Origin of the sequence: Mucilaginibacter aquariorum, from assembly GCF_024498135.1 — a bacterium.
GTDB lineage: Bacteria > Bacteroidota > Bacteroidia > Sphingobacteriales > Sphingobacteriaceae > Mucilaginibacter > Mucilaginibacter aquariorum.
Genome location: NZ_JANHOH010000005.1, coordinates 249,090 through 264,136, shown reverse-complemented (window position 1 = coordinate 264,136; position 15,047 = coordinate 249,090). Strand labels below are relative to the sequence as shown.

Annotated in this window: 17 protein-coding genes; 13 read left to right on the top strand and 4 right to left on the bottom strand. The window is 41.8% G+C overall.

Annotated features, from left to right (window positions below; translation table 11 throughout):
* The first annotated feature begins 1,289 nt into the window (after nt 1-1,289).
* The 4 genes from NPE20_RS19010 to porD all read left to right on the top strand — a co-directional run bounded on the left by NPE20_RS19010 (nt 1,290) and on the right by porD (nt 4,815).
* Nucleotides 1,290-2,222, top strand: a complete 933-nt coding sequence (locus tag NPE20_RS19010; protein ID WP_256540279.1) for an outer membrane protein assembly factor BamD — start codon at nt 1,290-1,292, stop codon at nt 2,220-2,222.
* Between the two features lie 17 nt (nt 2,223-2,239).
* Complete coding sequence (locus tag NPE20_RS19005; RefSeq protein WP_067056089.1) at nt 2,240-2,584, top strand: DNA-directed RNA polymerase subunit omega; 345 nt, start codon at nt 2,240-2,242, stop codon at nt 2,582-2,584.
* 135 nt (nt 2,585-2,719) lie between these two features.
* A complete protein-coding gene (gene coaBC, locus NPE20_RS19000) occupies nt 2,720-3,922 on the top strand; it encodes a bifunctional phosphopantothenoylcysteine decarboxylase/phosphopantothenate--cysteine ligase CoaBC (protein ID WP_256540278.1) in 1,203 nt (400 codons plus the stop codon).
* Nucleotides 3,919-4,815 carry a type IX secretion system protein PorD gene (porD, locus tag NPE20_RS18995; RefSeq protein ID WP_256540277.1) on the top strand — a complete coding sequence of 299 codons (897 nt, stop codon included), beginning with the start codon at nt 3,919-3,921 and terminating at the stop codon, nt 4,813-4,815. The genes coaBC and porD overlap by 4 nt, the downstream gene beginning before the upstream one ends.
* A gap of 75 nt (nt 4,816-4,890) precedes the next feature.
* Here porD and NPE20_RS18990 read toward each other — a convergent pair whose 3' ends face one another.
* From NPE20_RS18990 to NPE20_RS18980, 3 genes are all read right to left on the bottom strand, one after another.
* Nucleotides 4,891-5,199, bottom strand: coding sequence for a DUF3817 domain-containing protein (locus NPE20_RS18990; protein ID WP_256540276.1), 309 nt, complete (start codon nt 5,197-5,199; stop codon nt 4,891-4,893).
* 14 nt (nt 5,200-5,213) lie between these two features.
* Complete coding sequence (locus tag NPE20_RS18985; RefSeq protein ID WP_256540275.1) at nt 5,214-5,678, bottom strand: hypothetical protein; 465 nt, start codon at nt 5,676-5,678, stop codon at nt 5,214-5,216.
* 67 nt (nt 5,679-5,745) lie between these two features.
* The gene (locus NPE20_RS18980) at nt 5,746-6,333 is read right to left on the bottom strand and encodes a TetR/AcrR family transcriptional regulator (RefSeq protein ID WP_256540274.1); all 588 of its coding nucleotides are present in this window, start codon (nt 6,331-6,333) and stop codon (nt 5,746-5,748) included.
* A gap of 114 nt (nt 6,334-6,447) precedes the next feature.
* On the opposite strand from NPE20_RS18980, the gene NPE20_RS18975 reads away from it, so the two are divergent.
* The 5 genes from NPE20_RS18975 (at nt 6,448) to NPE20_RS18955 (ending at nt 11,366) form a co-directional block, all read left to right on the top strand.
* Nucleotides 6,448-6,666 carry a hypothetical protein gene (locus NPE20_RS18975; protein ID WP_256540273.1) on the top strand — a complete coding sequence of 73 codons (219 nt, stop codon included), beginning with the start codon at nt 6,448-6,450 and terminating at the stop codon, nt 6,664-6,666.
* Nucleotides 6,667-6,757: 91 nt separating this feature from the next.
* Nucleotides 6,758-8,467 (top strand): single-stranded-DNA-specific exonuclease RecJ, encoded by a 1,710-nt coding sequence (gene recJ, locus NPE20_RS18970; protein ID WP_256540272.1) that lies wholly within the window; start codon nt 6,758-6,760, stop codon nt 8,465-8,467.
* A 70-nt stretch (nt 8,468-8,537) separates the two neighbouring features.
* Entirely contained in the window at nt 8,538-9,278 is a 741-nt protein-coding gene (gene lptB, locus NPE20_RS18965; protein WP_256540271.1) for an LPS export ABC transporter ATP-binding protein, read from the top strand.
* 89 nt (nt 9,279-9,367) lie between these two features.
* A complete protein-coding gene (locus NPE20_RS18960; protein ID WP_256540270.1) occupies nt 9,368-10,891 on the top strand; it encodes a GH3 auxin-responsive promoter family protein in 1,524 nt (507 codons plus the stop codon).
* An 85-nt stretch (nt 10,892-10,976) separates the two neighbouring features.
* Nucleotides 10,977-11,366, top strand: coding sequence for a hypothetical protein (locus tag NPE20_RS18955; RefSeq protein ID WP_256540269.1), 390 nt, complete (start codon nt 10,977-10,979; stop codon nt 11,364-11,366).
* Here the strand turns inward: NPE20_RS18955 and folP are convergent.
* Nucleotides 11,353-12,210 carry a dihydropteroate synthase gene (gene folP, locus NPE20_RS18950; RefSeq protein WP_256540268.1) on the bottom strand — a complete coding sequence of 286 codons (858 nt, stop codon included), beginning with the start codon at nt 12,208-12,210 and terminating at the stop codon, nt 11,353-11,355. The genes NPE20_RS18955 and folP overlap by 14 nt on opposite strands.
* A gap of 61 nt (nt 12,211-12,271) precedes the next feature.
* On the opposite strand from folP, the gene NPE20_RS18945 reads away from it, so the two are divergent.
* From NPE20_RS18945 to NPE20_RS18930, 4 genes are read left to right on the top strand one after another with little or no spacing between them, the layout of a single operon-like run.
* Entirely contained in the window at nt 12,272-12,814 is a 543-nt protein-coding gene (locus tag NPE20_RS18945; RefSeq protein ID WP_256540281.1) for a DUF1599 domain-containing protein, read from the top strand.
* Nucleotides 12,811-13,959, top strand: a complete 1,149-nt coding sequence (locus NPE20_RS18940; RefSeq protein WP_256540267.1) for a BT_3928 family protein — start codon at nt 12,811-12,813, stop codon at nt 13,957-13,959. The genes NPE20_RS18945 and NPE20_RS18940 overlap by 4 nt, the downstream gene beginning before the upstream one ends.
* Nucleotides 13,959-14,471 carry a shikimate kinase gene (locus NPE20_RS18935; protein ID WP_256540266.1) on the top strand — a complete coding sequence of 171 codons (513 nt, stop codon included), beginning with the start codon at nt 13,959-13,961 and terminating at the stop codon, nt 14,469-14,471. The genes NPE20_RS18940 and NPE20_RS18935 overlap by 1 nt, the downstream gene beginning before the upstream one ends.
* Before the next feature lie 12 nt (nt 14,472-14,483).
* Nucleotides 14,484-15,023, top strand: a complete 540-nt coding sequence (locus NPE20_RS18930; protein WP_256540265.1) for a hypothetical protein — start codon at nt 14,484-14,486, stop codon at nt 15,021-15,023.
* Nucleotides 15,024-15,047 lie beyond the last annotated feature (24 nt).

Genomic DNA, 15,047 nt, shown 5'->3' with positions numbered 1-15,047 from the left:
CGTTTTGGGATTGCAAAGGTAGAAACCTTTTCTGAATTTGCAAACTTTATTTTTAAATAATTTTTGCTTCCTTTTTCAATTAACAACCGCAATTTCGTTTCCTCTTTTGCGGGCTGCAAAGGTAGTAACCTTTGTTGAATTTGCAAACTTTATTTTTTAATATTTTCAGTTGCTATACTTTCAGAGAACGTCCCGCTATCTCGTTTGCGGGCTGCAAAGGTACGTACAAATTTAACTTGTGCAAATGGTTTGAACGATTTATTGATAGTGTAGTTTTAACACGCTGAAAATGAAGCAGAAAAAATGCAGGACATTTTAAACAAATGTGGTTTAATGATGTTTCGGGGCCTGTTTTGATGGTATATGCGCTTAAAAATAGTTTTTTATTATTATTAAGTGAATGTATGTATACAGGGTAAAAGACGGTAATGCTTCAATTATACTGTATACCGCGACAATTAAGGTGAGAGATATGATATTAGCAATCAAAATTATCCTGCATCTATTACGAATAGGATGATATTTATGTTAATCTGCTCATTGCCTTGGTCGCATATACCTTGCCTGCAAACCGGGCAGACCACAGGCTGGAATCTTTGCCTACTATCATTCGTTTGTTTCCCTCGCTTCTGCAAAACTTCCTATGCCCTTGCCACGCTCAAGGCCACCATTATTCTGCCCGCTTTCGTCTGAAGCCGTTTTTTGCCGACGGGGCCAGAAAAGTCATCAAAGACGCGAAGTATCGCGTCTCTACATTATCCTCCCGTAGAGATGCAATACTTCGCGTCTCCCGCCACGCAGCCCCAGCGTTAGGGATTGAAGCGGATACCGGCCCGTGGCTAAGGCCTGTGCAGTATGAGCGGAAAGCCCGGCCGCCAGGCAACGCCCTACTCTATATTATATACATTTAATCTTATTTATATATACTGTAACTATAGCCTACCCTTGTACCTATTATATATTATGTAAAAATCTCATCCTATATATCACTCCTATACTAACCTATATACTATATAATACACCATTCGAACCGCACACTTATGTACTATACAATATGCAGCCTAAACCAGCACCTATTATATACTATATAAACATGCTACTATATAGTATATATAAGCCCTGGTTTGAAATTGCCATTAATCCGTAGCTCAAACCAGCGTATTTTCCCACCACAACGTTAAAAGATGTTAAATACCTACACTATATATATAAGGTGCGATTTCGGCGTTATATATTCGCTCTCTAAATAAATAATTGATTGATTTATAATATTCAACTATCTTTGCAAAATGTTTAAAAAACAACTACTCATATTTTTGGGCGTAATGTTCCTGTTTATTGTTACGCTTAGCAGTTGTAAAAGCAAATACGAAAAGTTAAAGGCGAGTAACGATAACGCGAAAAAATACCAGGAAGCCGTTAAGTTTTATAATAAAAAAGACTACTCGAAGGCTTTAGGTTTATTTGACGATCTTGTAACCCGTTACCGTGGCCGTGCCGAAGCTGAGGACCTTTTTTACTATTACGCTTATACTAATTATAAGCTTAAGGATTATACGTCGGCCAGGTTCCACTTTAAAACGTTTGCCGATACTTATCCATCGAGCCCAAGGGCCGAGGAGTGCCGCTTTATAGCTGCTTATTGCTTTTACCTGGATTCGCCTATCTACTCGTTAGATCAGGAGAACACCACCAAGGCGATAGAGTCGTTACAGTTGTTTATTAACCTTTACCCAAAAAGTGACCGTGTTACCGAAGCAAGTAAACTGATACAGAACCTGCGCGATAAACTGGAGCAAAAATCGTACGCTAACGCTAAGTTGTATTTAACTATAGGCGATTATCAATCGGCAGTTATTGCGTTTAACAATACGCTGCGCGATTACCCGGATACTAAATATGCAGAGGAACTGGAATTTTTAACTATACGTGCGCAGTACGAATATGCAAAGGTTAGTTATGACAGGAAACAAGAAGAGCGTTTTGGCCAGGCGATGTCATATGCTGATCAATTTATAGAGAAGTACCCTTCAAGTAAATTTTTGAAAGATGCTACTGATTATAAAAAAGACAGTCAGCAAGGTATAGAACGTGCTAAGCGATCTTTAGCTGAAGCTGCGGTTAACCCGAAAGCAGCTGAAAAATTAGCTAAAAAGGATACTACCAATACCGGCCAACCGCCGTCAATTAAGGACAGAGATAATCAGAAAATACCATATTAATAATAAGTAAAAAAGACATGAACGTTAACAACCCAACTAACAAGCCAGCTGTAGCCAGCAGCACAGTTACCCGTGACCTGCGTGAACTGGATGTGAAAACCGACAATATATATGAGTCGTTGGTAATTATGTCAAAAAGGGCAAATCAGATATCAAACAACATAAAAGAAGAGTTGCACCAAAAGCTTTCAGAATTTGCATCGGCAAACGATAACCTGGAAGAAGTTTTTGAAAACCGCGAGCAGATTGAAATATCTAAATACTACGAGAAATTACCTAAACCTACTTTAGTAGCCGTTCAGGAATTTTTAGACAACAAAATATACTACCGCAACCCAGCTAAAGAAGCAAGGGAATTGTAGTTATATCCCGTAAGGGATTACAACGTATAAGCCTCTGTCGTACCGATAGGGGCTTTGTTTGTTAATAAACATTAGGGTTATTTTATATATTTGGTGCATCATTTCTTCGCCTGCGGCGAAACTTAAAGGGTTAATATGCTTGAGGGTAAGAAAATTATTTTAGGGGTTTGTGGCAGTATTGCGGCTTATAAATCGGCAACGCTGGTTAGGCTGTTGGTTAAAGCCGGCGCCCATGTGCAGGTGGTGATGACACCCGATGCTACCAACTTTATTACCCCGCTCACGCTCTCTACCCTATCCAAAAGGCCGGTTTACTCCGAATACTTTAAACCCGAAACCGGCGAGTGGAATAACCATGTGGAACTTGGCCTTTGGGGCGATGCCATGATCATAGCACCGGCAAGCGCTAACACCATGGCTAAAATGGCTAGCGGTTTAGTTGATAACCTGCTTACGGCAGTATATCTATCAGCAAAATGCCCGGTGTACTTTGCTCCCGCTATGGACCTGGACATGTGGAAGCATGAAGCTACGCAGAAGAATATTGTAGATCTGCAAGGCTTTGGGAATGTGCTGATCCCTCCCGGGAGTGGCGAATTGGCTAGCGGCCTGCATGGTGAAGGCCGCATGGCTGAGCCGGAGGAGATAGTAGATTTTCTATCGGATGATATTAAAAAGAAGCTTCCCTTATACAATCAAAAGATATTGGTTACCGCAGGCCCTACCTATGAGGCCATTGATCCGGTACGTTTTATCGGTAACCATTCATCGGGTAAAATGGGTTTTGCATTGGCAGATGAGCTGGCTTCGCTGGGCGCGGATGTTACTTTAATTGCAGGGCCAACAGCCCAGGTGAGCAAATACCAAAGCATAAAACGGATAAACATTACCAGCGCAGCAGATATGCTGCAGCAGTGTTTGGAACATTTCCCGGCTGTTAACGCTTGCGTAATGTGCGCTGCGGTTGCCGATTATACCCCCGCAACCGTATCGGCACAAAAAATAAAGAAGCATGATGGTGGATTAAACATCGAACTAAAGAAAACCACCGACATATTAAAAACCCTTGGTCAGCAGAAGCGCGAAGGACAAGTACTGGTTGGCTTTGCTTTGGAGACCAACAATGAAGAGCAATACGCCATTGAAAAGCTGCAAAAGAAAAACTTGGATTTAATTGTGCTAAATTCGTTGAATGATGCCGGGGCCGGGTTTAAGAATGATACCAATAAAGTAACTTTGATAGATCGCGACTTGCATAAAACCACATTCGAACTGAAGAATAAAACCGAGGTGGCACATGATATTTGTATTAAGCTGATTGAACTGCTGAAAAAATGAAGAGATATATAACTTTTACCGTGTTGTTTTTTACCTGCTGCATTGCACGGGCACAAGATTTAAATGCACGCGTAAAGGTTGTTGCGCCAAAAATACAGGTTACCAACAAGCGCGCTTTGCAAACGCTGGAAACCGCCATGAAAGATTTTTTGAATGGCCGCAAATGGAGCGCTGATGTAATTGCGCCCCAGGAACGGATCGACTGTAATTTTGTACTGAATATTACCGCTTGGGATGGCAGCAGCAATTTTAGCGGTGAGCTACAGGTGCAATCGTCGAGGCCGGTGTTTAACACCACTTATGGCACTACCCTGCTAAATATTAACGACAAAGATTTTGATTTTACCTATTCCGAAGGGCAAACCATTGACTATAGCGACCAAAACTTTCAAAGTAACTTAAGCTCGGTAATGGCATTTTACGCTTATATAATTGTGGGGATGGATTACGATTCGTTCTCGAAATATGGTGGCACTCCTTACTTTTTAAACGCCCAAAACATATCCATAAACGCCCAAACAACGTCTTTTAAAGGCTGGAAAGGCTTTGATAATAACCTTAACCGTTACTGGCTGATAGAAAACCTTAACAATAAACTCTACAATAACCTGCGCGAGTTTATTTACAATTATCATCGCAATGGTTTAGATATTATGGCAGATAACCCAAACAAGGGCCGTAAATACATTAGCAGTATATTGCCGGTGCTAAGTCAGGTAGATCGTAAACGTTTAGGCTCGTATTTCCCGCTGGCATTTTTCACTGCTAAAAATGCTGAGTTTGTATCCATATTTAGTAACGCTTCACCGCAGGACAGGATGCAGGCTATGAACACACTTTCACTGGCCGACCCGGCCAATGGTGGAAAATATCAGGCATTAAAAGGGAAGTAGTTTAAGGATCGGGTTTTCAGAGCGGGGTGCGCGATACATCCATACATTTCACTCCTCGCACCTATATCCCCGATCCTAAACCGGTTCAATTTCTCTCAAGATCTTCCTATCTATATAAAACGTACCGAACGGGATAATGCAGGCAAGCAATACTTTGCCCGTGGTTTTAAACTGCCATTTTTGCTCTACCCCTACGCTTATAGTATTTACAATAAATAGTAGGAACAATGCACCATGGATTGGCCCTATTGCCTTTACTATAGATGGATCATGCCCGATGTACTTTATGGGTACGGCTATAAACAGGAGCACTAATAGCGAAATACCTTCCAGAAAACCGATGATGCGCAGCCTGCCGATGTTTGTAGATAGTAGTTGTTTCATATTGATATATGATTTTAAAAAGAATGCAAATATGGTCGTTGTGCTAATGGCGAAAATGGCCATGGTATAGCTATAATTATAATGAACAATGCGACACCGAACCACATCAGCATGGTTTTATATTTCTCCGAATCAGTAGGCTTGCGTTTAGCCATTGCCGAACCAACAGTAATGATCACGATAGCTGATATCATCAACAATAAGTGCAGCACACCAAAAAAGAAAGGCTGTGTTATTTGTCCATTCGGTCCGGTTGCATGAAAGGAGAACTTTGCATTTGGGCTTTGCGTATATAATATGATGCCAAGCATTAATTGAATATGCGCGGTTGTGGCTGTCCAGTGGCGCAGCTTGTCATCTCCTTTGCTAAACGCTTGTTTGCTGTAATAACCTTTATAAGCATGATAGATAGAATATAATAAAGTGCCGAGTACTGCCCATCGTACCAGTGAATGAAAAAATAGTAGCGTATCTAACATCAGTATAAAAATATGATGCGAAGTTAATAAAACATACCATTTAGTATGTTATTATTAAAAAAATATATTAGGCTAATTGCTTTAGGTAGTTTTTCAGCTCTTGAAGGTAAATGTTATAGCAAGATGAGCCAATAGCTTTACCCATGTTACGGATACCGCTATATCCGGCAACAATAAAACAGGCAACATATTCGGGGTTTACATCGGCGCGGATCTCTTTTGACGCCTTTCCCTGGTTAATACTTTCTTTAATGGCATCCTGCCACTGGTCGGTAAGTTTTAAAAGGGCTGTTTTAAAATCCTCATTCAAAGGCGACATTTCATCTATCAAATTAACGGCGGGGCAACCATACTTAGCACGCAGAAACGGGACTTTCAGCAGTACATTCCGCATCATTTCGTGGATCTCGTTTATCGGGCCTTTTGAATCGAGCAATGGTTTTACAAGCGTAGCATACATACCCGGGTAGATGATCTCGTTGATCATAGCCAGGCCCATCTCGTCTTTATTTTTAAAATGGTAAAAAAAAGCGCCTTTGGTTACTTGTGTGGTTGCCAAAATATTATCGATACTGGTAGCCTGGTAACCCTGCTTATAAATAAGCTCGAAGGCTTTAGTAAGGATCATAGTACGGGTATTGGCAGCTTTCGACATTTTTTAAATACTAAGTAGTATGTAAAACAAACATAATAGAAATAAATACAGCTTCCTAATAATAAACAAATCTTCCTTATATTCAACTCATTATTAACCTAAACCACTTACATCATGGCTGTGTTTATTTCAATTTATATTGTTGGATTTTCTCTTGTCTTTTTAATTTGTGCTTTACTGACACGATGGATCTTCCGCATAGATCAAAACTTAGAATATCAAAGGTTACAATATGAGATCTTGCTTAAGATAGCCTGTAAATTAGGTGTAGATGAACAGCCTCCGCAGGAAAGCAGCACTGACCAAAAATATATGGATGATGATGCTGTTTAGCAAATTTATTTTGTCTGTTAAAATTTAAACATTGCATCTGCGTTTTATCAACCATTAGCTATCTTTACTCTTTTTAAGCGATAGAATATTTATGAATAAACGGTGGGTGTTAAAAGATGCAGCAGATACGCTTATAGTACAGGAATTGGCTGCACAACTTAACATAAACCCGGTTCTGGCCACGCTGCTTGTGCACCGTGGCATCAAAAATTTTGAGGAAGCAAAATACTTCTTCCGCCCCACTCATTTGCACCTGCACGATCCTTTCCTGATGCAGGATATGGAAAAAGCCATCGATAGAATTGAACGGGCAGTTGCCGATAACGAAAAGGTTTTGGTATATGGCGATTACGATGTAGATGGTACTACAGCTGTGGCCCTGGTTTACAGCTTCTTCGAAAAATATCACAAAAACATAGAATACTATATTCCGGATAGATATAAGGAAGGCTACGGCATATCTACCGCTGGTATCGACTATGCTGCCACCAATGGCTTCGGTTTAATTATCGCTTTAGATTGCGGAATAAAATCAGTTGATAAAATTGCTTACGCCAATACTTTAGGTGTCGATTTCATTATCTGTGATCACCACTTGCCCGGCGAAGAGTTACCTGCAGCCGTGGCCGTGCTTGATCCCAAACGTGCCGATTGTGCTTATCCTTTTAAAGAGCTATCGGGCTGTGGCATTGGTTTTAAGCTGATACAAGCCTATTCAGATAAACACGACCTACCCTTTGAAGGCGTCGCCGAATACTTCGATCTGGTGGCCATTAGCATTGCCTGTGATATTGTGCACATTACCGGCGAGAACCGCGTATTGGCTCACCTTGGCTTGCAAAAGATAAATGAGAACCCATGCATAGGAGTGAAAACGTTAATGCAGGTAGCGGGCAGAGGCACCACCTATACCATAAGCGATGTAGTATTCTTGCTCGGCCCGCGTATAAATGCAGCAGGCAGGATAGACGACGCCAAACATGCGGTTGAGCTTTTAATAGCCTGCCACGAAGATGCCGCCAAAGAAAAAGGCGACATGATCAACATTCGCAATACCGAACGTAAAGGCCACGATCAGCAAATTACCGATGAGGCCCTGAGCATGATTGATAACGATGAGATAATGGTAGCCCGAAAATCTACCGTGGTTTTTAATAAAGACTGGCACAAAGGGGTTATCGGCATAGTTGCATCGCGGTTAACCGAAAAATATTACCGCCCAACTGTGGTGCTCACCCAATCAAACGGGCATGTGGCAGGTTCGGCACGTTCCGTTTTGGGGTATGACCTTTACGAAGCGTTATGCGGTTGCAGCGATCTGCTTATCCAGTTTGGCGGGCATAAATATGCAGCCGGCTTAACTATGCATGCAGAAAATGTACCGGCGTTTATACAAAAATTTGAAGAGGTAGTGGGTTCAACCATTACCGATGAGCAATTAATACAACAGGTAAGCATCGAGGCACAAATAGAATTAACAGATATTGATTCCAAATTCTTCAGGGTCCTGAGCCAGTTCGCGCCATTCGGGCCCGAGAACATGTCGCCGGTATTCCTCAGCAAAAATGTGTATGTTAGCGGTAATGCGGGTTTGGTTGGCGGCAATCACGTTAAAATGTTTATCATGCAACCGGGTTCGGCAGCGTTTAGTTGCATTGCCTTTAACCAGGCCGATTTGCTTCCTCAATTAAAACCTGGAGTACCTTTTGACGTTTGTTATACCATTGAAGAGAACGTATGGCGCGAACAACGCAGTATACAATTAAATATAAAAGCAATAAGATTTGTGAATGGTGAGTAGAGAACGGTGAGTAGTTTCTATGCTTCATTGCGAGGAACGAAACATTCTCCAAACCATACAATTATAAATTATGATCCTTCGAGCAGAACATTTAGTAAAAAAATATAAGCAGCGTACCGTTGTAAACGATGTAACGTTCAACGTAGCGCAGGGCGAAATTGTGGGTTTGCTTGGGCCGAATGGCGCCGGTAAAACTACTTCGTTTTACATGATAGTGGGTTTGATAAAGCCCAATGAAGGCAAGATATATTTAGAGGATGAAGATATAACCGGCGACCCTATGTATCGCCGCGCCCAAAAAGGTATTGGCTATCTGGCACAGGAGGCATCTGTTTTTCGCAAGCTTTCTGTTGAGGACAATATTAAAGCCGTGCTGGAAATGGGCAAAATGAGCAAGGACAAACAAAAGGACAAACTGGAAGAGCTGATCGATGAGTTCAGTCTGCATAAAGTGCGTCGCAACCGGGGCGACCTGCTATCGGGTGGTGAACGCCGCCGTACCGAAATTGCCCGCGCACTTGCCGCCGAACCAAACTTCATCCTGTTGGATGAACCCTTTGCCGGTGTTGACCCTATTGCGGTAGAAGAGATCCAGGCTATGGTTGCTAAATTAAGGCACCGTAATATCGGCATCCTTATTACCGACCACAACGTGCAGGAAACGCTATCGATTACCGATCGTGCCTACCTGCTTTTTGAAGGGAAGATACTGGAATCGGGCGTGCCTGAGGTATTGGCTGCTAACGAAATGGTGCGTAAGGTTTACCTTGGCGCAAATTTTGTATTAAAAAGAAAAACATTTGCCCAGTAAATAATATATTTGAGATAGGTTCATAGAGGAATGTTCATGGTTTATAGTAAAGCCTTGAAAGCTATGAACCATGAACTATAAGCCAAATTATGACCATTATTAACTCAGTATTTACCTGGTTTATGAAAAAGCGTATCCACCAGATAGAGCTTTTCATGAAATACCCTAACGAGGTACAGGAGGAGTGGTTTGAGCAATTGGTTGCAGGTGCCGAAAACACCGAATGGGGCAAAACATACGGTTATAAAAGCATCGAGAACCTGGCCCAGTTTAAGGAGCGCGTACCTATTCAAACCTACGATACATTAAAGCCATACATAGAGCGCATGCTGAAAGGCGAGCAAAATGTGCTTTGGCCGTCAGAGATAAGATGGTTCGCCAAATCATCGGGCACCACCAGCGATCGCAGTAAATTCATACCCGTAAGCGAAGAATCTTTAGAAGAATGCCACTTTAAAGGCGGTAAGGATATGCTTACCCTTTACTTTAATAACCGGCCAAATGCCCGCATTTTTACAGGTAAAAGCTTAACACTCGGGGGCAGCCACCAGGTTGGGCAATTAAATGCCGATACCTTTTTCGGCGACCTATCCGCGGTGATCATGAAAAACCTGCCTCTTTGGGCCGAGTTTTACCGTACGCCACACCTGGATATCGCCCTGCTGGATAACTTCGAGGAGAAAATTGAGAAGATGGCTTATGCCACTAAAGATGTAAATGTAACCAGCATTAGCGGTGTACCTACATGGAATATCCTGCTGTTTAAACGCATCCTGGAAATTACCGGCAAAAAGAACCTGCTGGAAGTTTGGCCAAATTTGGAACTATATTTCCACGGCGCGGTTAACTTTACCCCCTATCGCGACCAGTTTAAAAAACTGATCCCTAATGATGATATGTACTACCTGGAAACCTACAATGCATCTGAAGGTTTCTTTGGGATACAAGATCTGGAAGAGCCGGGCGATATGCTATTAATGCTTGATTACGGTATTTTCTATGAGTTTTTACCGATAGAAAACCTGCATCAGGAGAACCCGGATACACTTACCCTAGACGAGGTGGAGCTGAATAAGAACTACGCCCTTATTATTACAACCAACGCCGGTCTATGGCGATATTTAATTGGCGATACTGTCCGTTTTACCTCGCTTGTACCTTATCGCATCCAAATTACCGGCCGTACAAAACATTTTATAAATGCCTTTGGCGAAGAGTTGATCATAGACAATGCCGAACGCGCGTTAGCCGAAGCCTGCTCACAAACCGGGGCTATAATCCGCGATTATACTGCTGCGCCTATTTATTTTAATGATAAAGAATGCGGCGCACACGAGTGGCTGATAGAGTTTGAAAAACGCCCTGCAGAGTTTGAACGCTTTGTTGACCTGCTTGACGAAACCCTGCGCCGTGTAAACTCCGATTATGATGCCAAGCGCTTTAAGGATATGGCACTCCGCCGCCCATTAGTGAAGATTGTAGCCCAAAACACCTTCTTTAACTGGATGAAAGAAAAGGGTAAAATTGGCGGTCAGCATAAAGTACCACGTTTAGCCAATAACCGCGAATATGTAGATGCCATTTTGAAGATGACGGAGTTAGTAAAAAATTAATTTACAATAACTTAACTATTATTTAATCGCCCGTTCTGTATCACTCTCCGTCAGCCATTCGTAATAGCTCTATAATCTGAATCAAATGAAAAAAGCTTTACTAATGATTGCGCTAATTGCAGGCCTTGCTTCTTGTAAAAAGGACAAAAAACCTTATGTCCCAACTGTTAATGGCACCTGGGAATTAAGATCAATATCAGGCGGATTCGGTCCTACTGTAGTTATTCCAAATGGAAAAAGGGTTAAATTTCAATTTACCACAAACAGCAGGTACATTAAAACCGACACTAATAAAGTGGAAACCAGGGGCAATTTTAGCATAGCCGTCATGGGCGAAGAAAGGGGTTATAAATATGGCACTATAACATTTACCAACCCTGATTATCGTGATGCGATTCGCTTTAAATCCGATACCATTTATATCGGCAGTTCGGCCGCCGACGGGCCTACTTATCAATATATTAAGATAAAGTAACAGCGTTATAAACTTTTACTGCTTCTACTGCTTCCTTCACATCGTGAACACGCAAAATACTGGCGCCTTTCATCAGGGCAATAGTATTGAGTGCTGTGGTACCGTTAAGCGCTTCATCGGCAGTAGTATTCAATAAACTATAGATCATCTTTTTGCGGGAGATTCCTACTAATATGGGCAATTGCAGGATATTAAATTCCTGCATCCGGTTCATTAGTACATAGCTATGCTCCGGCTTTTTGGCGAAGCCAAAACCGGGATCGAGGATAATATCGTGCACACCTAATTGCCTTAACCGGTAAATCTTTTTCACAAAATAATCGTGCACTTCGGCAAATACATCTTCGTAATTAGCCAGTTGCTGCATGGTTTGTGGGTTACCTTTCATGTGCATTAAAATATAAGGCACTTGTAAACGGGCAACGGTGGCAAACATATCCTCGTCAAGCTGGCCCCCGGATATATCATTGATGATATGCGCGCCTGCATGAATAGCAACTTCGGCAACTTTTGCGCGAAAGGTATCTATGGAAATAACAGCGCCCGGAAAGGCGGAGGCAATGGCCTCAACAACAGGCAGCAAACGGTCGGTTTCTTCCTGAACAGATATGTCAGTTGCGCCGGGACGTGAAGAGTAAGCACCAATATCTAGGAAGGTAGCGCCATCAGCAAGCATTTTTTCGGCCTGTTGCAAAACATCGGCAATCCCGTTTTTACGGCTTTCGGCATAAAAAGAGTCGGGGGTGATATTGATAATGCCCATCACTTTTGGTGATGACAGATCTATCAATTTACCGCCTGCATTTACGGTTGCTTTTTTCTGAAAAAATGTATCTTTAGCCATTGGAATAGGTTAAAAGCGTTAATAGCTTAAACTATATAACGATCACAAATTTACAACAATCATCTTGAGCAACACAGCAGCAGAATACGAAGCGGTAATAAATATTTGCAGGGGACTTTTCATCAAAAAAACCCGTGATTACGGTACAGCATGGCGCATACTAAGGCCGGAATCGATTACCGACCAGATCTTTATAAAAGCCCAGCGCATACGTACCCTCGAAGAAAAAAAGGTTTCTAAAATAGACGAAGACATTACCGGCGAATACATTGGCATTGTAAATTATTGCGTTATTGCCATGATGCAACTGGATTGTGGGCCCGAAACCCCTACTGAGCTGGATGCGGCCGAGGTGGAAATGATATTTGACGGCAAGGTGAACGAAACCAAAGAGCTGATGTTTGCCAAAAACCACGACTATGGCGAGGCTTGGCGCGATATGCGTATCAGCTCATTAACAGATCTGATTTTAATGAAACTATTGCGTGTTAAACAGATTGAGGATAACAAAGGCCAGACCCTGGCATCTGAAGGCGTGAAAGCCAACTACCAGGACATGCTAAACTACGCGGTGTTCGCGCTGATAAAATTGGGTGTAAAATGAAAAATGGTTTAGTGTGGTTTTGCAGGATAGCCATTGGGTTATTGTTTATTTTCTCGGGGCTGATAAAAGCTAACGACCCGCTGGGCTTCTCCTATAAACTGGAAGAATACTTTGAGGTATTCCATCTTACCTCCCTCAACGGTTTAGCCCTAAGCATGGCTGTATTACTTTGTGCACTGGAAATGATACTGGGTTTTGCCCTATTGGTTGGTGCCCGCGCTGTAAAAGTAGTTTGGGGATTATTGCTGCTGATCATCTTTTTCGCTTTCCTAACCTTTTACTCGGCCTATTTTAAAGTGGTGCAAACCTGCGGCTGCTTTGGCGATGCTATACCGTTAACTCCATGGCAATCGTTCACTAAAGATTTAATATTACTGCTACTGGTGTTGGTGCTATTTGTAAACCGTAAAAGCATAAAATCATTAGCCAACGCTAAGACCGGCGATAACTTATTAATTGGCGCCGTGGTTGTTTCTATCGGGTTTGGGCTATACACGTATAACTTTTTACCTGTGGTAGATTTCCTGCCGTATAAAATTGGCGCCAATATCCTGCAGGAAATGAAAACCCCTCCCGGGGCCGTGCCTGATGAGTTTGAAGTTACCTATAATCTGAAGAATAAAAAGACCAAAGCCACCAAAACCATGTCTGATAAGGAATACCTAAAATCGGGTATTTGGAAAGACACCAGTTGGGAAATACGGGGCAACCCCGAAAGCAAGCTAATTAAAAAAGGCTTTGAACCCAAAATACGCGACTTGAATATACAGGACGCGCAGGGGAATAATTATAACGAGGAGTTATTATCGAGCCCTTTTTATAGCATTGTAATTGTTGCCTGGAATTTAGAGGCTACCAACCCCGATGCTGTTAACCGGGTAAATGCCCTTGCGATGAACCTTACTCAAAACTATAATACACGTACCATATTTCTTACGTCGAATGCACCAGAGCAGGCACAAAAATTTGCTAAAGATCATAAACTGGTAAGCGAGTTATTTTATGCTGATGGCGTTCCGCTGAAAACTATGGTGCGCGCTAATCCGGGCATTATTTTGTTAAAGAACGGTACTGTGGTAAATAAATGGCATTTTCATAACATGCCTAAATATGAGGACTTGGTTAAAAATTACCTGAGCAAATAATGAGCCTGATATTTTTAGTTGGATTTATGGGTTGCGGCAAAACCACAATGGGCCGCAAGTTGTCGGCAGCATTAGGTTATGCCTTTGTTGACCTTGACCATGTATTTGAGGATCGTGTGGGCACTAACATAGCAGAATATTTTAACATACATGGCGAAGAAGCCTTTCGCAAACTGGAATCTGAAATTTTAAAAACAACCGATTATCCCGAAAACGCCGTAATATCAACCGGGGGTGGTTTACCCTGCTTTTTTGATAATATGGATTGGATAAACGCACACGGGCAATCTGTTTACATGAAACTTACGCCTAAAGCACTGGCTTCAAGGTTAGAGAACGCTAAAACACCACGCCCCGTACTCCAAGGCAAAAAAGGTGATGAACTGGTTGCCTTTATAGAAAGTAAGTTAGCCGAACGTGAACCCTTTTACAGCCGCGCATCAGTAATTGCAGAAAGCTTTGCCGATTTAACTACGGATAACCTTATCCATCTGTTGGATATTAAACAATAATCTTCTACAAAAATGAAACTTGCCGGCATAAAACATCATTTTAAAAAAACCGGCAACTTAATCCTGTTTCTGTTAGTCGTAAGTATTAGTATTAAAGCACAGGATGTAACAAAAACAACAAAATTCCCCCAACAGGTTGGCGACATTACCTTCGACCCTAAAACCGACAGGGCTAATTTTGAACTTTGCGGCAATGGCTTCATCAACCAGTATTACGGCCTCAAAACAACTTACCAAGGTGGGACAAAGGCCATCAAAAAACACTTGACCAGTAACTACAAATACAAAACTGCTTATAAAAACATAACGGGCTATGTCACTATCCGGTTTGTGGTAAACTGCAAAGGCCAAACAGATAGGTTCCGGGTATTTCAACTGGATGAAAATTATCAAAAGGTTAAGTATGACATCTCTTTTATATCGCACCTTACCGCACTATGTAAGTCGCTAAACAAATGGATACCAGGCAAATACAATAACCAAGTTTATGACACCTATTACTACTTAAATTTAAAGATGGTAAAAGGCCAAATAAAGGAGATAACGCCATGAAGCAAATCCTCCTAATAGTTTTAT